At 37.6% G+C, this 20079-nt stretch carries 18 protein-coding genes; 2 read left to right on the forward strand and 16 right to left on the reverse strand.

What is annotated here, in order from left to right; all coding sequences use genetic code 11:
* Positions 1-51 precede the first annotated feature (51 nt).
* The 7 genes from ACIQYS_RS17815 to ACIQYS_RS17845 form a co-directional block, all read right to left on the reverse strand.
* Entirely contained in the window at positions 52-1185 is a 1134-nt protein-coding gene (locus ACIQYS_RS17815; RefSeq protein WP_402982847.1) for a bifunctional cystathionine gamma-lyase/homocysteine desulfhydrase, read from the reverse strand.
* A gap of 3 nt (positions 1186-1188) precedes the next feature.
* Complete coding sequence (locus ACIQYS_RS17820) at positions 1189-2121, reverse strand: PLP-dependent cysteine synthase family protein (RefSeq protein WP_402982849.1); 933 nt, start codon at positions 2119-2121, stop codon at positions 1189-1191.
* Positions 2121-2591, reverse strand: coding sequence for an S-ribosylhomocysteine lyase (locus ACIQYS_RS17825; RefSeq protein ID WP_402982852.1), 471 nt, complete (start codon positions 2589-2591; stop codon positions 2121-2123). Before ACIQYS_RS17825 ends, ACIQYS_RS17820 begins: the two co-directional genes overlap by 1 nt.
* A 12-nt stretch (positions 2592-2603) precedes the next feature.
* Positions 2604-3242, reverse strand: coding sequence for a class I SAM-dependent DNA methyltransferase (locus tag ACIQYS_RS17830; RefSeq protein WP_402982854.1), 639 nt, complete (start codon positions 3240-3242; stop codon positions 2604-2606).
* A gap of 382 nt (positions 3243-3624) precedes the next feature.
* Positions 3625-4374, reverse strand: coding sequence for an ABC transporter permease (locus ACIQYS_RS17835; RefSeq protein WP_402982857.1), 750 nt, complete (start codon positions 4372-4374; stop codon positions 3625-3627).
* Positions 4371-5099, reverse strand: coding sequence for an ABC transporter ATP-binding protein (locus ACIQYS_RS17840; RefSeq protein WP_402982859.1), 729 nt, complete (start codon positions 5097-5099; stop codon positions 4371-4373). Before ACIQYS_RS17840 ends, ACIQYS_RS17835 begins: the two co-directional genes overlap by 4 nt.
* Positions 5096-5623 carry a GNAT family N-acetyltransferase gene (locus ACIQYS_RS17845; RefSeq protein ID WP_402982862.1) on the reverse strand — a complete coding sequence of 176 codons (528 nt, stop codon included), beginning with the start codon at positions 5621-5623 and terminating at the stop codon, positions 5096-5098. The genes ACIQYS_RS17840 and ACIQYS_RS17845 overlap by 4 nt, the downstream gene beginning before the upstream one ends.
* 134 nt (positions 5624-5757) lie before the next feature.
* On the opposite strand from ACIQYS_RS17845, the gene ACIQYS_RS17850 reads away from it, so the two are divergent.
* On the forward strand, positions 5758-7113 hold the full coding sequence (locus ACIQYS_RS17850; protein WP_402982865.1) for an amino acid permease: 1356 nt from the start codon (positions 5758-5760) through the stop codon (positions 7111-7113).
* 76 nt (positions 7114-7189) lie between these two features.
* Here ACIQYS_RS17850 and ACIQYS_RS17855 read toward each other — a convergent pair whose 3' ends face one another.
* The 7 genes from ACIQYS_RS17855 to lplA all read right to left on the reverse strand — a co-directional run bounded on the left by ACIQYS_RS17855 (position 7190) and on the right by lplA (position 16846).
* On the reverse strand, positions 7190-9166 hold the full coding sequence (locus tag ACIQYS_RS17855) for a S9 family peptidase (protein ID WP_402982867.1): 1977 nt from the start codon (positions 9164-9166) through the stop codon (positions 7190-7192).
* Positions 9167-9717: 551 nt separating this feature from the next.
* Positions 9718-11274, reverse strand: a complete 1557-nt coding sequence (locus ACIQYS_RS17860; RefSeq protein ID WP_402982869.1) for a fatty acid--CoA ligase family protein — start codon at positions 11272-11274, stop codon at positions 9718-9720.
* Positions 11275-11366: 92 nt separating this feature from the next.
* A complete protein-coding gene (locus ACIQYS_RS17865; RefSeq protein WP_402982871.1) occupies positions 11367-13301 on the reverse strand; it encodes an FtsX-like permease family protein in 1935 nt (644 codons plus the stop codon).
* Complete coding sequence (locus ACIQYS_RS17870) at positions 13273-14046, reverse strand: ABC transporter ATP-binding protein (RefSeq protein WP_402982873.1); 774 nt, start codon at positions 14044-14046, stop codon at positions 13273-13275. Before ACIQYS_RS17870 ends, ACIQYS_RS17865 begins: the two co-directional genes overlap by 29 nt.
* A 17-nt stretch (positions 14047-14063) precedes the next feature.
* Complete coding sequence (locus ACIQYS_RS17875; protein WP_402982875.1) at positions 14064-15050, reverse strand: sensor histidine kinase; 987 nt, start codon at positions 15048-15050, stop codon at positions 14064-14066.
* A gap of 1 nt (position 15051) precedes the next feature.
* Positions 15052-15756 (reverse strand): response regulator, encoded by a 705-nt coding sequence (locus ACIQYS_RS17880; RefSeq protein WP_402982877.1) that lies wholly within the window; start codon positions 15754-15756, stop codon positions 15052-15054.
* A 97-nt stretch (positions 15757-15853) separates the two neighbouring features.
* A complete protein-coding gene (gene lplA / locus ACIQYS_RS17885) occupies positions 15854-16846 on the reverse strand; it encodes a lipoate--protein ligase (RefSeq protein WP_402982879.1) in 993 nt (330 codons plus the stop codon).
* 122 nt (positions 16847-16968) lie between these two features.
* On the opposite strand from lplA, the gene yhfH reads away from it, so the two are divergent.
* On the forward strand, positions 16969-17094 hold the full coding sequence (yhfH, locus tag ACIQYS_RS17890) for a protein YhfH (protein ID WP_402982881.1): 126 nt from the start codon (positions 16969-16971) through the stop codon (positions 17092-17094).
* Between the two features lie 152 nt (positions 17095-17246).
* Here yhfH and ACIQYS_RS17895 read toward each other — a convergent pair whose 3' ends face one another.
* Positions 17247-19436 carry a YhgE/Pip family protein gene (locus tag ACIQYS_RS17895; RefSeq protein ID WP_402982883.1) on the reverse strand — a complete coding sequence of 730 codons (2190 nt, stop codon included), beginning with the start codon at positions 19434-19436 and terminating at the stop codon, positions 17247-17249.
* Between the two features lie 66 nt (positions 19437-19502).
* Positions 19503-20072, reverse strand: coding sequence for a TetR/AcrR family transcriptional regulator (locus ACIQYS_RS17900; RefSeq protein WP_402982885.1), 570 nt, complete (start codon positions 20070-20072; stop codon positions 19503-19505).
* Positions 20073-20079: the final 7 nt, after the last annotated feature.

The raw sequence follows: 20079 nt of genomic DNA on the forward strand, positions 1-20079 counted from the left end.
AATGACAAATAAAAAGCACACCACTATATCCAAGTGGCGTACATTAATTGATTATACTAGTGCTTGCGCTAAATCTTCCACTAAATCTTCCACATCTTCAATCCCAACGGAAATTCGTACAAGCCCGTCCGTAATACCTAATTCTAACCTGCGCTCCCTAGGGATTGAAGCATGTGTCATTCTTGCTGGTACAGAGATTAAGCTTTCCACTGCACCTAAACTTTCTGCTAAGGTAAAATATCGAAGCTTCGCTAATAACGCATCAGCTTTTTCCTCACTTCCCACATCAAAGGAAATCATTCCACCGAAGCCAGTCGTTTGTTTTTTCATCAGTTCGTGACCTGGATGTTGCACTAAACCTGGATAATAGACTTTCTCCACAAATTTATGTTCATCAAAGAACTCCGCAATTCGCTGAGCATTCGACTGATGCTCTTCCATACGAAGTCCTAGTGTTTTAATGCCGCGCATTAATAACCAAGAATCTTGAGGTCCTAACACTGCTCCAACTGAGTTTTGTACAAAATGTAAATCGGTCGCAAGCTTTTCGGAATTTACAACAGCTAAACCAGCCACTACATCACTATGCCCACCAATATATTTCGTCGCACTATGCAAGACAATGTCTGCTCCCAGTGCAATTGGTTGCTGGAAATAAGGTGTCATAAATGTATTATCTACGATTGTAAGTAACCCTTTTTCTTTTGCAAGTTTTGCAACAGCTTCCATGTCGGTAATTTTTAATAAAGGATTCGTTGGTGTTTCCATAAATATCGCTTTCGTATTTTTAAAAATAGTTGATTCCACTTTGGCTAGATCACTCGTATCTACAAAAGTAGCCTCTATTCCAAAACGATTTAATACTTTCGACATGACCCGATAGGTCCCGCCATAGACATCATCTGTTAAAATAACGTGGTCCCCTTTATTGAAAAGCATCATTACTGAACTGGTTGCAGCCATCCCAGAAGCAAATGCAAATCCAGCAACTCCGCCTTCTAACTCGCTTATTAATACTTCCAATGCATGACGAGTAGGATTTCCAGTTCGAGAATATTCATACCCATTGAATTTTCCGACCGCTTCTTGTTTATACGTACTCACTTGATAAATTGGTGTAGATACAGCACCAGTTGCTTCGTCGCCAACAATACCTGCATGAATCAGTTTCGTTTTTGCACGCATGTTTTATTTCTCCTCCTTAAATAACTCATACACTTTCTGACTTAAATAACGTTCGCTAGAGTCTGGAAAAATAGTGACAATATGGCTTCCTTCTTTTGCAACTTCTGCTTCTTTCAATGCCGCATAAAAAGCTGCTCCTGACGAACTACCAACAAGTAAACCTTCTTTTTGAGACAACGCTCGAAGTTGTGCTAAAGCATCTTCATCGCGTACAGTATGAATCGCGTCGAAATAAGAACGATCCATAAATGGTGGTAAAAACTCCATTCCAATCCCTTCCGTCACATGCGAACCCGCAGTCCCACCATTCAAAATAGATCCAACTGGTTCTACTATGACCGTTTTCACATGAGCATTTCGCTCTTTTAAAAAAGTAGACGTACCCATAAACGTCCCGCCTGAGCCGGCTCCTGCAACAAACACATCAATTTGCCCTTCTAAATCTCTCCAAATTTCCGGTCCAAGTGTTTTTTCGTAAGTAGCTGGATTCGCCGGATTCGAAAATTGGGATGGGGAAAAAGAATTTGGGATGGTCGCAGCTAAATCACTTGCTTTATCGATTGCGCCTTGCATTCCAAGAGATGTCTCTGTATTTACGATTTCTGCACCTAATGCACGCATTAACGTTTGTTTTTCGATACTAAACTTCTTTGGAACGACAAAAATTACTTTGTACCCTTTTCCAATTGCAGCTAGCGCAATACCTATTCCGGTATTTCCAGCAGTCGGCTCAATGATTGTTCCACCAGGCTTTAGCTTTCCGGATTCTTGCGCATCTTGGATCAAAGATAAACCAAGTCGATCTTTCACACTACCACCTGGGTTTAAATACTCCAACTTTGCAAAGACTCTGCAATTATTTGGAATAGTAATATGTGTAATTTCCACGATAGGCGTGTTTCCTATTAACTCCTGGACACTACGAAAATAGTTCATTATACTTCCTCTTTGTAAATTTGTCGCCATTCATCTTTTTTAGCAAGCATTTCAGACGCAATTTCTTTGGCACCTTCTAAGCTATGACTCGCTGCCCATCCACATTGCACTTCATTGCAAGCTGGTACTTCTGTTGCTTTTAGCACATCTTGTAATGTTTTTTCCAGAATCTCTAAAATTTCATCATAGTTTGTATGATTGATAACTGATAAATAAAATCCAGTTTGGCATCCCATCGGACTAAGATCTACTACTTGGTCGGTATGATTACGAATATTTTCCGCCATCAAATGCTCTAATGAATGCAGAGCTGGCATTTTCATATGTTCTTTATTTGGCTGTTTAAAACGAATATCGTATTTATAAATTTCATCTCCACGAATTCCTTCTTTTGTGCCTGCTAAACGGACAAATGGTGCTGCTACCTTTGTGTGATCCAGGTTAAAACTTTCTACATTCATTTTTTGCATTTTTATCGCTCCTTATATTTTTTCCGCTTCCATTAACCAAACAAAATCATTCATTTTCGTAAAATGCACTTGAAAACCCGCTTCATCAAACAATTTTGTTAAGATTGGGATCGTCGTATAATATTCTCTTTCTAAATCATCTGCTACATGATGGAATCCACGAGCTCTTTCTTTTGCAATTTGGGCTAGTTTTGCATCCTTTGATATAAAAGCAGTATCTGCAAAAACAACTTTTCCATTTGTCGATAGAAGTGCTGCATATTTTTGCAATGCTTCTCTTTTTTCATCATCGGTTAAATGATGAAATACATATGTGCTTACAAATGCATCAATACGTTCTGTTCCTTCTTCAAATTGCAGTAAGTCTCCATCTATAACTCTAATAGAAGGAAATCGTGTGGCTGTTGCATGACGCATCTTTATATTAGGTTCGATACCAATGACCGAAATCCCTGCTTCTATTAACTTTGCTGTTAAATTTCCGGTTCCGGTTCCAAATTCGATGACAGTGCCTGAAACACTCGATACAACTTTATTTAATATTTTTTCATATCCTTCAAATACATCTCGATACTCCGGATCTTTTCCAGAAACCGAAGCCTCGTATGAATCCGCCCAATCATCAAAAATATCGACAAACTCCCTGCCCATGTCATGACCCCTTTTTAAAACTACATTATTCCGATTCAATTACTTTGAATTAGGCTTAACATAAATATTTATAACATAATTTAGCAAATTGTCAAACAAAAAAAGAGTCTCTCTATCGGCATTACAGACGATTATTAATAAAAAATGCAGGGAGATTTGATTCCCCCCTGCATTTTTTATAGGAAATACTTTTAGTTGTAAAAATAGCTGTATTAGTTGTAATTTTAGTGTATTTAGTTGTAAAAATCGAAGCGATAGTTGTAAAAGGAAATTTTAGTCATAAAAAACAACCATTTTTCATTAATCGTAAAATAGTATGCAATATTAGACGTACTATTTAACTGTTTATTTCCGAAAATAACCGAATAGATTCAGTTGTTACTTACCACTTTTTCAACTGCAAATCCTTCGTAAATAACCTTTTATAACAAATAACACTCAACATCATGCTCGTAATAGCGGAGGAGCTTGTAAATACGAAGATGATTAGTATTTGATAGCGTACGGCATCTACTGGGTCCGCTCCTGCAACAATCATTCCGGTCATCATCCCTGGAAGCTGCACAAGTCCAACTGTTTTCATTGCATCAATCGTTGGAATCATACTAAACTTAACCGATCGTTTCAGCACATCTTGCACCGCCTGCCGACTTGTTGCACCTAGTGCTAATAACGTTTCGATTTCACTTTTAGAGCTTTCCGTTTCTCTTTTTAATTGCGTCAAAAATAATCCACAAGCTACCATCGCATTCCCAATCGTCATTCCGCTAAGAGGAATAATGTACTGGGGGGTTGCTTCGATAATTTTTAAACTAAGTAGAAGTCCCATCATTAATATTTCCATCGTTGCAATGGAAAAGATAATTCGCCAAACAATTCCCGTCATACTTTTTGCCCGTTTTGCTGCATTGAGCGCAGCAACGACTATCATGACGCATATAATCAGTACGATAAAGAACATATTTTCCGATTTAAAAATAAACTGCAGCACATAACCAACGGCGAGTAGCTGAATCGTTGCGCGCACCGTACCTATTGCAATATCCTTTTCCAGATCAAGCTTCTGCCAAACAGACAAAAGCATCGTAATAACAACAAATAATAAAGTAAAACTTAATGCCAATAAACTCATAATGTCACCGAACTAGCCAACAAGTTCCGTTTTTTAAAAAATGTATCTGTCTCGCAATCAATTGCGAGTGTACCATCTTCCATAAACCATATTCGTTCGCTAACCTTTTTTGCTTGTTCCATATCATGCGTTACCCAAATGAAAGCGGTTTTTCTAACCTTACTCCAATTGATCAACAGATTTTCTACAAATGCTTTGCTTTGCTGATCAAGAGACGCCGTCACTTCATCGAGCAATAAAATAGAAGGTATGAGTAATAAAGAACGAACTAAAGCCACTCGTTGCTTCTCTCCTCCTGATAAATCAGTCGCTTTCTTGGTCCAATCAATCGATTCTAGTCCAACGTCCTTCATTAGTTTTCGAGCAAGCTTATCATCAAATGTTTCATTATGTATTTTACTGACCGTTTTTAAATTATCCTCAATGGTTCCTAGAAGCATTGTTGCTTGCTGTGCTACATACGTCACCTTCGTACGCCAAATACGTGGATCTATGTCTCGCGCATGAACCCGGTTTAAACGTATTTCTCCGCTATCGGCATTATCTAATCGTGCAAGCATGCGTAAAAGCGTACTTTTTCCTTGCCCAGAGTTACCGAGTAAAACGATACGCTCAGAGGTTTTTATAGCTGCATTTAAATCTGAAAATAAATAAGTACGATTCGTTTGTTCTTTTGTATGCCAATAATTTTTTGTTAAGCCTTTCATTTCAAGCAGTGCTGTCATACTTGTCCTTCCCATTCTTCTCTTAATATACCCATTCGAATAGAATCATAGTAAACACCATTATAAAAACGACATTTACGAAGACGTGCTTCCATCGTCATTCCTAATTTTTCGCCAACTTTGATCATGCGTTCGTTCCCAGACCATGTTGTATAACCTACACGTACAAGGGGTAATTCTCGGAATAAATGCGTAATCCACATACGAAGTGCTTTTGTTCCAATTCCGCCACTCCAATACTGTGGCTCATAAATAACGATGCCCATTTCTAGCCAAAGCGATTCTTCATGCTCCCAATAGTAGCAAAGTGATCCTACTAGTTCATCGTCTACATAAATACCCCACATATCCTCTTGGTTAATCAGTTGATCCTTTTTTTCTAGAAATTGTGCTAATGTTTTTGGCTCATATGGAAAATAGGGGGCGTCCCATTTTTTCCATTCAGGTGATGTTTCTTTTGCGCTTAATTCCCATAACCGAATTATTTCTGTTTCTTTAATAGGTCTTATTATAATATTTTGCATTTTCATGACCCCCGTCCTACTTACATAAACTTAATATTATCACAATTTCGTTCATATGACCGTATCACAGATGCACTTCGTTATGTTAAAGTGTTATACAACAAAAGTATTAATAGAAAAGGAGTGACACAACTTTGGGTGGGAGTCAGCAATTACAAAGAGGGCTTGAACAGCGGCATATCACCCTCATGTCTTTAGGAGCAGCAATTGGGGTCGGATTGTTTTTAGGATCTGCAACAGCCATTAGGTTAGCAGGACCAGCAATTCTTATTTCATACATAATTGGTGGACTTGTAATATTAGTAATCATGCGTGCACTTGGAGAAATGGCGGTACATAATCCCGTATCCGGATCGTTTAGTAGATATGCTAGGGATTACTTAGGACCACTTGCGGGATACATCACTGGTTGGAATTATTGGTTTTTATGGGTTGTTACATGTATGGCTGAAATTACAGCTGTCGGTGTTTATATGCAAATGTGGTATCCCGATACACCTCCATGGATTTGGGCATTAGCAGCACTTATTATAATGACAATAGTCAATTTAATTGCCGTTAAAGCTTATGGGGAATTCGAATTTTGGTTCGCTCTCATTAAAATTGTCGCAATTTTAGCAATGATCTTTTTAGGGCTCGGGGTGATCATTTTTGGTATTGGGAATGACGGAATAGCTGTTGGGTTTAGCAACTTGTGGTCAAATGGTGGATTTGCTCCAAATGGGATTGGAGGAATTTTCATGTCATTACAAATGGTCATGTTCGCTTATTTAGGCGTTGAGATGATTGGTGTAACAGCAGGCGAAGCTAAAAATCCGAAAACGATTATTCCTCGTGCAATTGACACTGTTTTTTGGCGTATTCTTATTTTTTATGTTGGGGCTCTTTTCGTTATTATGTCTATTTATCCATGGAATGAAATTGGCCAAAATGGCAGTCCTTTCGTATTAATGTTTGAAGAAATTGGCATCGGACCAGCCGCTGGAATTATTAATTTTGTTGTTTTAACGGCAGCACTTTCTAGTTGTAATAGCGGTATTTTCAGTACAGGACGTATGTTATTTAACTTAGCGGAACAAAAACAGGCTTCTCCTAGCTTCAAGAGAATTAATGGGGCTGGTGTACCTGCAAGAGCAGTATTATTTTCTGCCCTATTACTATTAGTCGGTGTTCTATTGAATTATCTTGTCCCTGAAAAAGTATTTATATGGGTCACGAGTATTTCAACTTTCGGGGCAGTTTGGACTTGGGGAATCATTTTATTGTCTCAATTAAACTTTCGAAAGAGATTATCTAAATCGGAAGTTTCAAAGTTAACATATAAAGCATTGTTTTATCCGATTGGGTCGTACTTAGCGCTTGCCTTCTTAATATTAGTGCTTGGACTGATGGCGTATTTCCCTGACACTCGAATTGCATTAATGGTAGGACCTATTTGGATTATTTCACTCGTTTTTATGTATTATAATAAAGGATTCCATAAGCAATAATACAAATGATTGATGGTTCGATCGATTCATCAAAAACCCCTTCATTTCATACAAGAAATGAAGGGGTTTGTCACTATTAAAGATATTTCTCAAACCAATTAGTAATTTGCTCTAATCTAGTTTGACGCAAATTTGGTAGCCCGACTCTAGATAAATTATGATCTGCCTGCGGAAAACGTACAAAACTCGCTTCTTTCCCCATCGCTTTTAACGTCACATATAATTGTTGACCTTGTTCAATAGGACAACGATAGTCATTTTCGCTATGCAAAATGAGTAGTGGCGTTTCTATTTTCGATGCATATTTTAATGGAGATGCATCCCAAAGTTTCTCTATATCCTTCATATTTGCACCAATTTGCCACTCAGTAAAATAATAGCCAATATCAGAAACGCCGTAAAAACTAATCCAGTTTGAAATGGATCGCTGCGTAACTGCCGCTTTAAAGCGATTCGTATGACCAACAACCCAGTTTGTCATAAACCCTCCGTAACTACCACCAGTTACACCTAGTCTCGTTTCATCAATCCAGTCATTTTCAGCGAGTACATGATCGAGTCCTGCTATAATATCCTCGTAATCCCCTCCACCATAATCGCCACGTACTGCATCGACAAATTGTTGGCTATATGAATGGCTACCTCGCGGATTCACATATAATACGCCATACCCTTTTGAAGCTAGCAATTGGAGTTCATGGAAAAATGTGTTGGCATACATCGTATGTGGTCCACCATGAATTTCTACGATTAGTGGATACTTTTTCCCTTTTTCATATTCTGCTGGTTTCATTAACCATCCATGAACGTCCCAATCTTTGGAACTTTTATATACAATTGCTTCTGGTTGGGAAAGCTCTAGTTCATTTAACAATTCCTCATTAAAACTTGTAAGCTGAATTCTTTCACCAGTCGCTAAATTTTGCTTAAATAATTCCCCGGGAAATATTGCGTTACTTATTGTCGCAAGTGCAAATGTGCCTGTAGGATCTATATCATACCCATATACATGTTCGTTTTCAGATGTTGCAGGATACACCGCCCCATCTAATGATGCAAAATAAAGTCGTACGTCGCCCATTGTAGACAATTGGAAGTACAAGTGGTTCGCATTCGTCCATACTACAGCAGGTGCACTTGCATCTTGCTGAACATCTCCACCAGAATAATCTCCTACTGGCGCGTCAATTCCTTCCGTTAGCACTTGACGAGATCCTGAACTCACTTCATATACATACACTTCCGCATGCGTTGCATTTTCAAATTGTCGATTGCTGCCAGTAAAGGCAATATACTTGTCATCTTTGGAAAAAGCTGCTCCACCGTAATAGCCTTCTTCATTTACCAGTACAGTTTCTTCTTTAGACTCTATGTCCACTAACAATAATGGTTGGCGGAATGTGAAGTCTTGATTTTCTTCACGGTTAACGCCCATTACTAGTTTCTTTCCATCTTGTGAAATAGCTTGTAAACTGTAATTATAGGCTCCTTTTGTAAACTGTGTTATTTCTTGCGAGGAGAGATCTATATACCCAATTTGTTTATATGTATCTTTTGGTAGCAAGCCAACACCATCTGCATGATATTTCATTTTTTCTACGACATAAGCTTCTGGCAATTTATTTTCTTCTTTTTTCTCTTTATCAGACCAAGCTTTACCTTCTTTTAAAGGTGCCACGAACCAAATTTTGTTGCCGCATGATGACCAAAGAAAGCTTGAAACGCCCTTTTCAACTTCCGTTAACTTTTTTGCTTCCCCGCCACTTGTTGAAAGAATATATACTTGATTGTTCTCTTCACGGTTCGATAGGAATCCAATGTATTTACCATCTGCAGACCATTTCGGTGAAGATATACGCTCTTTCTTATGTGTCCATTGTGTTATCTCTTCCGTTTCCACATTTACATGATATAAATAGGCATAATATGTATTATCCTTTTCATCCATTTCCGTGCGAATAAATACTGCTTCTTTCCCATTTGGTGCAATAACGGGATTTGTAACAGATTGCAAGTTAAATAGATCCTTTGCTTCTAATTTTCTTTTACTCATTTGTCCATTCCTCTCTTTCAAACGACTCTTTCATATACTTCGACACTCGAAACCTTTTTCCTGCTTTATATACTATATTGATGAATATCTGTTCTAAACACAAAAGAATAATTGCTCTTTTGGTGTATATTGTTTTCGAAGTCTGTGAGAAGTGTACAGTATAGGGATAATGTGTCATAGCAAGTTTTATTAGGTAACCACTATGATTTCCGCTGCAGGGCGGACGCTTTCCGCGGGGTGAGTGAAGAGCCTTCACCGCCGCTTCGCGTACGTTGTGATGTCTTATCTATCTCACTTAATCCCGTCGGAGTCGCCACCCTTCCGCTCCAATCCACGAAAATTGCTATCTAATCGGTTTCAAATCTTACAGTATATGGTTGAACGAGACAAATCCACTGCGAACGCCTTCGAGCGCGACAAAAAGACCGCTCAACACGAAAAACCCGAAGAACCTATCCGAATACGCATTATCCCTAAATACTGCCATACCGTCTACCTTATCTTTTCTAAACCAACCAAAAAGCCACTCCTATAAGAAGCGGCTTCTTCTTTTATTGAACAGTTTGTCCTTGTCCTTTTAACGAACGACGTAAAATTTTTCCGGTAGTGTTTTTCGGCAATTCTTCTAAAAACTCAATTCGTTTAGGAATTTTATATTTTGCTAGTTTTTCGCCACAGTATTCCTGCAATTGCTCTTCCGTTAAAGAAGCATCTTTCTTCACAACAAATGCAAGTACCTCTTCTCCAAATGTAGGATCTGGCACTCCGACAACCGCCGCTTCTATAATACTTGGATGCTCAAACAGAACTTCCTCTACTTCCCGTGGATATACATTATAACCTCCCACGATAATCATATCTTTCTTTCGATCAACAATATAAAAATACCCTTCTTCATCTTGTCTAGCAAGATCCCCTGTATATAGCCAACCATCTCGAATCGCATTTTCGGTTTCTTCTGGCATTTTATAATAGCCCTTCATCACATTAGGTCCTCGGACAATCAGTTCCCCAACTTCTCCAACTCGAACCTCTTCTCCCAATTCGTTCACTACTTTGTTTTCCACATTCAAAATATTAGTCCCGATAGAGCCAGGCTTACGTTCACGATCAATCGGATTGAAACAAGTTACCGGAGATGCTTCTGATAACCCGTACCCCTCTGATACCCGCACATGAAACTTATTCTCAAAATTATGCAGTAATGCAACCGGCAATGAAGAGCCGCCAGAAATTGCTAAACGAACACCTGAGAAATCCTCCACTTTATCTTCTGGGAATTGGTACAAGAAATTGTACATGGTAGGCACCCCTGCAAAAACAGTCGCTTTTTGTTCTTTTGCAATGGAAAAGACATCTTGAGGGCTAAATCTAGGAACTAGTAATATAGTAGCTCCCATTAGTAATGGTGCATTCACGACAACAGTTAAGGCAAATACATGGAAAACAGGAAGCGTCGCAATAACTCGATCCTCTGTATTAATACTCAAATACTCTGCTACGTCGCGAGCGTTCGAGTATATATTATTATATGTAAGCATCGCACCTTTGGGATGCCCAGTAGTACCAGATGTATACAATATAATCGCCGTATCATCTTCTGACACTTCAACAGGCTTCACATGTTCCCCAGAAATTGCAAGTAATGATGAAAACGATTTCACTTTTTCTTTCAAACCGTTCGAAAGTCCAGCTAACTTCTCTATCGTATCTGCTTGTGTTTCACAAATAATATAGTTTTCCACAGTCGTAAATTCACTAGCCGCTTGTTCTACTAAAGGTAATAACGCATCAAGCGCAATAATCGCCTTGGCATCACTATTTTTCACAATATAACTAATTTCATCTGGTGTATAAATAGGATTAATCGGTACCGCAGTTGCCCCTAAACGCATCGTTGCATATAAAGAAATTAAAAAATGTGGCGTATTGCCAAGTAAAAAGCCTACATGGTCTCCTTTTTGGATTCCTAATACTTGAAGTCCATGTGCAAAACGCTCGACTGATTCGTCAAATTCTGCATAAGTCGTGTCTTTTCCCATAAAGTGATACGCTATTTTTTCTGGATGCATTGAGGCAATTTGTTGAACTTGTGAAGCTAAACCCATTTTCCCATCTCCCATTTTTTATTTGAATGAGTATTCATTCATATTCCCCTAAATTCATTATATAAAAAAAGTTTTGACTATTCAATCTTCTTTTACTCTTGAATATGTGCTATATATCTCCAACGAATTAAGTAAAAATAAGATATTTGAATAACAGTAAACACAATTAGTACTATTAACATTTCCATTGCAATAGAAACCGCTGCTAGATCCACCCAAAAAGCTTGTAGGAAAATAAAAGAAAATGTACTATGCACCATTGCAAGTCCCCATGGTAAAAAGAATTGTGGCACCAATTGTCGATTTACGATTTTCACTAGTTCTTGATCTGTTACTCCCATTCTTCTAAGTACATCATATTGTTTTTTATCTCTTTCTAAATCTGTGTACAGTTTAAAATAGACAAAACTTCCAGCTGCAAGTAAGAGAACCGCTGCTACAAGTAAACCAGTAAACAATAATAATGCAAACGTGGCACGAATAACGGAAAAATTCAATCCAGGATTAACAAAATAAAACGGATTTGGATTAACTCCTGATATACCCATCGTTTCAGTCATAATCTTATCTAAATCCGTCCCAACGTCTTTTGTACGCAACCATTCAGATACATGAAATGCAAAAAAAGTAGTTTTAGACTCTTCTAGACTATAGCCAAATAGTGGCTCCGTTAGGAGAGAAAAGTCCTCGTCGCTAATAATGAATGCTCTATCTTTTATTGCGAAAGAAGGGAATATCGAGTATTTATACATCCCTTTTATTTGAATAGGTATGCTACTTTCCTCCAGAACTGTTTGTTCCTTTCCACTACGAATATTTTCAAAGTCTATTTGGGTATTTGAAACCAATAAAGCTTCTCCTTGCTTCAAGTCGATCAATGGAATTTTTAAGGCAACCGCCAAACTATTGACCTCTGATTCCTTTATTATATTCACTTGTTCACGCGAATTAGAGGAGGTTTGTCTTTTTACATTAAATTTCACGAGCTCGTAAGACAAGCCTTCCCTTTGCAGTTCTTGCGATAATTTCATAATATGCGCTTCTTCAAATGGGTTGTCCCAATCACTAGCATAGAAAATACTAACCGGGTTTAGTTCCCGATATTGTGCAGTAAATGAAGTGAAAGAAGTCACTACACCTACAGATAAAAACGCAATCGTGGACACTATCGTCACGACAAAAAACATGCGCGCATTTTCCCTAATTTTGATCGAAGCCTCCGCAAAAGCGATGAGACGAAAAGAATGCCAATAGAGACGTTCTTTTCTCCGAATGATGTCGAGTATATATAAAATACTATCTGTGTAAAAGAAATACGTTCCAATAAAAGCCATTAAAATAATCAGTAAGATCATAAATATATTCATAAAGAAAACAGAGAAAATAACGAGACTATACGCTACGGCAAGCAACCCTAATCCTAAAAAAGCATTTCCCTTTTTATACGAAGCAACTGCGTTATGTTTGCCATCTCCTTTAATAAGTTGGACAATCTCTTTTTTCCGGATGAAGACAACGCTACTGATCGATATGATGATAAACTGTGATAAAAATACAATAATCGTCAAAGCAAATGGCTTCCATGATAAGTAAAGAGGCAAACTGTCCAGTAAAAACAATTCTCGAATGATCATGAAGAAAAATTTAGAAAACGCAAATCCAAAGAAGATACCAATCGTTATGGATATAAATCCTAAAATCATCGTTTCTAAAAAGATCAAACGATTTAACTGTTGCCTTTCCATTCCTAAATTCAATAGAACCCCGAACTCGTGTAATCTAGCTTGTAAAAAGGCACTCATCGAATAAAACAAAAAAAACAATGTAAAAATGATGAGAATGACTTGTGCAACAAGCATTCCCCCAAAAGCAACATCTCGTAAAAACTGATCTTCAATATTTGGATGAAACATCAGCATCGAGTAAACGAAGAACACCATAACCGAAAATATACTCGCCATAAAAAATGCGGCATATATCCGACTATTACGAATAACGTTATGATAAGCGAATTGTTGAAAGGTCATTTACATTTCCACCTAATAAAGACAACACATTTAGTATTCTTTGGAAAAAAGTTTGTCTTCTGTCATCTTTATAAATCTCATTGAAGTATTCCCCATCTTTTATAAATAACACTCGATCACAGTAGCTTGCTGCTATTGGATCATGTGTGACCATCATAATGGTCGTTTGACTCCCTTTATTCACTTGTGAAAGAATTTCTAATACGTCTTTTGCTGCTTTCGAATCTAAATTTCCGGTAGGCTCATCCGCAAGTATAATACTCGGTTCATGTATTAGCGCACGACCGATAGCTGTTCTTTGTGCCTGACCACCAGAAATCTCGGAAGGTCTTTTTTCTAAAATAGACGTTAAGTTAAGATGTTCTGCAATTTGTTGTACTTTTGCTTTCATCACTTCTATCGATTGGCCATCAAGTGTTAGTGGTAATACTAAATTTTCTTCCACTGTTAGTGCAGGTAACAGATTAAAATCTTGAAACACAAAACCAAGTTCCCTTCTTCTAAAAAGCGATAAGTCGTTTTTAGGGAGTTCTGCCGGTTTTAACCCACTAATCGTAATTTCTCCAGAAGTTGGTCGATCGATGGTCGATATAATATTTAATAATGTCGTTTTTCCACTTCCTGAAGGACCCATTACGGCAATAAATTCTCCTTTTTCTACTTCAAAACTTAATTGATTAATCGCTAGATGCGCTACTTTTCCTTCATATACTTTCGTTACTTCCTCCAGTATTAATATAGACATTTGCCCACCTCGCTTCATTACTTCTTGTTTTCAAATAAGATCGATACGGTTGTACCTTGCCCTACATTCGATGTTACACTTATTTCATGCCCTAAACGGCTGCAAATTTCCTGTGCCAAATATAATCCCATTCCAGTAGACTCACCAGTTTTACGACCGTTTTCTCCGGTAAAAAATGCCTTTGTCACTCTTTTAATATCCGATGCAGGAATACCAATTCCTTCATCCCTAACAGAGAAAATTATTTGTTTTTCCTCGATATTCGTTTCAAAATATACTTTTTTATTTTTCTCAAATGTATATTTAACCGCATTCGTTACAAATTGTGCAATGACATAACGGATCCATTTTCTATCCGATGTAATCATACAATTGTCCTCCATCGAAATTACTGGAAATAAATGATTGCCGATGAATAACCGCTTATTCTCCGTTACTACTTCGGTTACCAATTGTTTTAAATCTATCCGTTCAATTTGCATATCTTCTTCGAACGTGTCTAATCTCGCATTCATTAAAACTGCTTCTAACCCTCGCTTGAGTCGATCCATTTCTTCTACTACACTCTTCGAATCAATCTCTTCACTGTTTTGTGTCATTAGTTCGAGGACAGAAATCGGGGTCTTCATTTGGTGCACCCAACTGTTCATAAATTGTAAATGCCTATTTTGTCTAGCATATAAAAGTTGTACTTCCTTTTGATATAAACGATATATATGTTGTAAGTAATTCTCTACTTGTTTGATTTCTGGGGACTGCGCTGCTCGTTGCAAAATAACTTCGATTTGGGTTGGGACAGAGAGGATTTTTTTATAAAACGTATATTTTTTCACAAACAATGTCCCTAAAAAAGTAAGCGTCAATATACTACTAATAACAATGGAATAGACAGCGGTGTCTAGGTTTCGAAATCCATCCAACCAGTACAGTAGCATGACAAATAGAACTAATGAAAATTGAAAAATGATAAATAGTAAATGTTCCTTTACAAATAACCGAAACATATTAAGCTTCCTCCGGACTTAGGTTCAAACGATATCCCGCTCCTCTAACTGTTTCAATTGTAGATAAAACACTATAATCAGCCATTTTCTTTCGCACTCTTGTCATATTTACATTAAGTGTATTTTCATCCACAAATGACTGGTCATCCCATAGTTCTTCTAGTAATTGCTCTCTTGTGACGAGCTTTGGGTGATTTTTCAGTAATAATTCTAAAATGGTACATTCTTTCTTTTGAAGTGGAATTTCTTCTTTTGACGTATGTAATTCCATACGTTCCATATAAAGCTGCAATTTCCCTACTTTCACCACACGCTCTTCTTGCTTCGCTGCATATTCACCATATGTTCTTCTTAAGTGGCTCTTTATCTTTGCTAGGACGATTTCGTAATGAAAAGGCTTCGTGATAAAATCATCCCCACCATTTTCAAGTGCAAATACTTGGTCCATTTCACCTGATCTTGCCGAAACAAAAATAATCGGGCACGTGGTTAGCTGACGGAGTTGACGACACCAATAGTAGCCGTCATAAGACGGTAAATTCACATCTAATAACACAATATGAGGATCGAACGCTGTAAACTCCTCGATAATATGATCGAAATCTTCAATTGTTTGTACTTCATAATGGTATTTCCTCAAAGTATCTGCAAGAAGCGATGCGATTTTACGATCATCTTCTACTACTAATACACGGTGTATCATCATTTATATCCTCCTTTTGAAACATTATTCTTTCCTTATTATATCAAAAAAGAGTCTCTCATACGTTAGTATGTTAGACTCCTGCATCTTCAGCAAAAAGTTAATAAATAAGTTGTACTAGTTCTTCTTTCGAAATACCTCCGAAATATTTCGGTACGTCAATTGGCTCCAGTGCTTCTTCAATCGCTTGCTTACTATACATTTTGCCTGTTAGTAATTGTTCCACTTCTTTTATATCTCCAACACCAAAGAAGTCACCATAAATATTCACTTCTTCTATGATACCTTTATTCACTTCTAAACGCACATCTACGCCACCTGTAGGGAATCGATGCGAATGCTTCATATTAAATTTAGGGGATTTACCATAGTTCCAATCCCATTGTTGATAACGTTCTTCCGAAAGCTTATGGATATTTTCCCAATCTTTCTCTGTAAGCTCCCAATATTGAATATTTTCCTCACCGCCGAAAATAGAGGAAAGAATTTCGGAACGGAATTGTTCAATCGTCATTGGTTCTGCAAGTAAATCAGCAATGTTCGTTACACGGCTTCGAACTGATTTAATACCTTTTGATTCAATTTTTTCTTTACTTACTTTTAATGCGGACACGACTGCATCAATTTCTGTATCAAACATTAATGTACCGTGGCTAAACATTCTTCCACGTGTAGTAAACTGCGCATTTCCTGAGATTTTTTTTCCTTCTGCCAATATGTCATTGCGTCCGGATAATTCCGCATTCACACCCATTGTCTGCAATGCATCCACAACTGGCTGAGTAAACTTTTTGAAATTTCGGAAGCTGTCTCCATCGTCTTTCGTTAAAAAGCTGAAGTTCAAATTCCCCAAATCATGGTACACAGCGCCGCCACCTGAAAGTCTGCGGACAGGGATAATCCCGTTCTTTTCTACGAAATCTGTATTAATTTCTTCAATTGTATTTTGGTTTCTTCCAATGATGATGGAAGGCTGATTTATGTAAAATAAAAGAAATGAATCTTTTTCAACATCCATTGTATTTAGTGCATACTCTTCAATAGCTAGGTTAATGCGTGGGTCCGTAATACCTTTATTATCAATAAAATACATATTTATCTCTCCTTTACTCCTATTTTAACAAAAAACGAATTAATGTGTTGACAAAATATTTTGTGTTATATTACAATGTATTTAACTTTAACAGTTATATAACAGATGGAGGTGGAACAAATATGTTAGAAAACGTACTTGAATTTTTCCGTAACCTGCCCAAAAAGAAATGCGCTACATGCGGCGAGACCATCGAAGAACAACATGAGTGCTATGGAAATCACTGTGACAAATGCAGTAGTCTTTAATTTCATTAGATATGCCAACTAGATACTCCCCTTTCTAGTTGGTTTTTTTATGCTTTAGGTGTTGCCGTTTACTGTAAAATCACCATTCCTTTCATTTCTTTTTTTTGAATAGCAAAAGCGCTTATCCCCAGTTTCAGAGACAAGCGCTTTTTTTATGCTTCTGCAGTTTGTTTAGTGTAACGGTTTTTGAACAATAACAGGAAGAAACCGAGTGTTAATGCTAAACATACGATCATAAATCCGATTAAAACGCTATTATTGTACCAAAAATAACTAACATCTCCCGTTGATATTGCCGCTCTAAAACTTTGGATTGAATACCCCATCGGCAACAGCTTATTAAAAATTTGCAACGGCTTTGGTATCAATTCTAATGGGAAAGTACCTGCGCTTGTAGACAACTGAAGAATCAAAATAAGAATCGCAACAAACCTACCTGGATTATCCAACATCGATACAAGCAATTGAACAATCGCTAAATACGTAAAACTTGTAATAATAGCGATTAATATGAGCATACCAACGCTTTCTACTTCTAATTTAAGTCCAAATAGTACAATTGCAACGACGATTAAAGACTGTAAAATTCCAACTACCGCAAGTACTACTGTTTTACTTATAAACCAAGAGGTCCCACTCGTTGGTTTAATAGCTGGCTGTACAAATGGAAAGACTACCGAAATAATTAGCGCACCAACAAATAAGCCAAGTGATAAGAAATAAGGTGTTAAACCTGTTCCGTAATTCGGCACAGCGTTTACCTCCTCCACGTTCACATCTACTGGGGAAGCAACCATTTCATACGTTTCATCCGTCGCATTCACTTCTTTTGCCTCATCACTAGCTTCTTGTAAACTCGTTTGTAAAGAATCTGTTCCATCTACTAACTCTTTCGTTCCATCGACTAGCTTCAACGATCCATCTGCAAGTTCACCTGATTTCTCTACAAGCGTTCCAGTTCCTTGTTGTAATTGGGAGGTGCCATTTGCTAATTGAGATAATCCTCTCACTAAATTAGTAGAACCTTTAAAAGCTTGCTGTACTCCCGCATTAAATTCGTTCATTTTTGTAGCAAGTATAGTTGTTCCATCTGTTAAATTAGACGCACCATCCACTAGTGCAACGGACGATTCATGTAAACGTTCAATTCCTTGCCCTGCTTGTGCATAACCTGCATTTAATTGCACTGCTCCTTCAAGTGTCCCAGTTGTGCCATGTGATAAAGCGGCTGTTCCAGTTGAAAGTTTTTCTAATCCAGCTGTTATAGCGGAACTTCCGGACTGTACTTGTTTCAATGTTTCCGTTAGTGCAGCCGCTTGTTCTTCCGGAAGCCCTACACTTATTTTGGAAATTTGTTCAGACAGAGCCTCTATGCCAGACGTCACTTCAGAAGAACCTTTCGATAACTCCTTAGTGCTATCATTTAATGAGGAGGTGCTGATTTGTATTTGTTGTAAAGAATCGATGAACGCTTTATCTTTTTCACTCAGTAATCGGTAACTCTCGTTCAATTTATCGACACTAGTTGTATACTCGTCAATTCCTGATTTTAATGATGCTGCTCCAGTTGCTACTCCGTCTATACCGTCTGTTAGTTGAGTAGCTCCTGTTGAAAGAGTAGCTAATCCACTATTCAATTGGCTAGAACCATCTGCTGCGGCTTGAATACCAGATGCAACCGTATTTGTTCCGTCTTTTAACTCCACTGTACTACTTACTAATTGTTCCAAGTATCCTTTTAAGTCACTTGCACCGTTACTAAGATCTGTTGCACCATCTTTTAATTGGCCTGCTCCGTCAGAAGCTTGCGCGAAACCGTCTCCCAATTTTGTAACGGAGTCGAAAAGTTGCTTGGCATAAGTCGCCGTTACTTCTTCGTTCACCTCAGTACGGATTCGCTCCATTGCCGTTTCTCCAATTTGGGCAGAAAGGAAATTGCTTCCCTGGTTCGCCTTATAGGATAGAACCATTTTTTGTGGATGCTCATCCAACAAAGTAGTTGCATGCCGCGAGAAATTTTCCGGTATTTCGATCAATAAATAATATTCCCGATTTAATAATCCCTGCTCTGCCTCTTCTTTTTTCACGGAAACAAAGTTAAATTGATCACTTTCCTTTAACTTATTTACCAATTCGTCTCCAAGTAAAAGCTCTTCACCTTCGAAGTCTGCACCTTCATCCGAATTGACAATGGCTACTGGTAGATTACTTAAGTTAGCATACGGGTCCCAAAAAGCCCATAAGTACACTGCTGCATATAAAACTGGAATAAATAATACAGCAATAATAGAGATGAGCATTTTTTTATCGGTAAAAATATGTTTCCACTCTGATTTAATCAAATTATCCCCTCCAAAACTATTTGACCATTTTATTCATCTGGTCAATCATTACCAAAAAAAGAAGTCTCAGACTAAGAGACTGTGAAAAATTGTTTCCTGAAAAAAATTTGCAATTTCTACTTCGGATAATGATTCGTTATGTGTCACATTCCAATCGTTAATAAAAGCAATATATGCCTTAAATAATAAGTATGCTACAAGCTCGCTATTTATTTGTCTCAATTCACCCTTTGCTACATACTTATCAATCTTCTCTTTAATGAATGTCACAATTGCTTGCTCTGTTTGATGTAGCATTTGTTTGACAGCCGGTGTTCGCCAATCTTTTTCTTCATCCACGATTTTGGCATATAGTTGGTGTGTTTCTCGAAATTCCAACATTTTCATCAACGCGGCGTGGGCATTTTCTTGAAAAGAAGCACCTTCTTGAATAGCATCCGTTGCCTCCTGCTTCATCTCGCAAATCATTCTCATGACAATTTCTTGAAATAGGACTTCTTTGTTTTCAAAAAAAGTATAGATTGTTCCTTTACCAACATTTGCGATTTTCGCTATTTGGTCCATCGTCGTAGCTTTATATCCGAAAAGCGAAAAAGATCTCGTAGCAGCTTCTAAAATTTCTTGTTTTCGATCCATTTAGCAA

Source organism: Psychrobacillus sp. NPDC096426, assembly GCF_044762745.1.
Classification (GTDB): Bacteria; Bacillota; Bacilli; order Bacillales_A; family Planococcaceae; genus Psychrobacillus.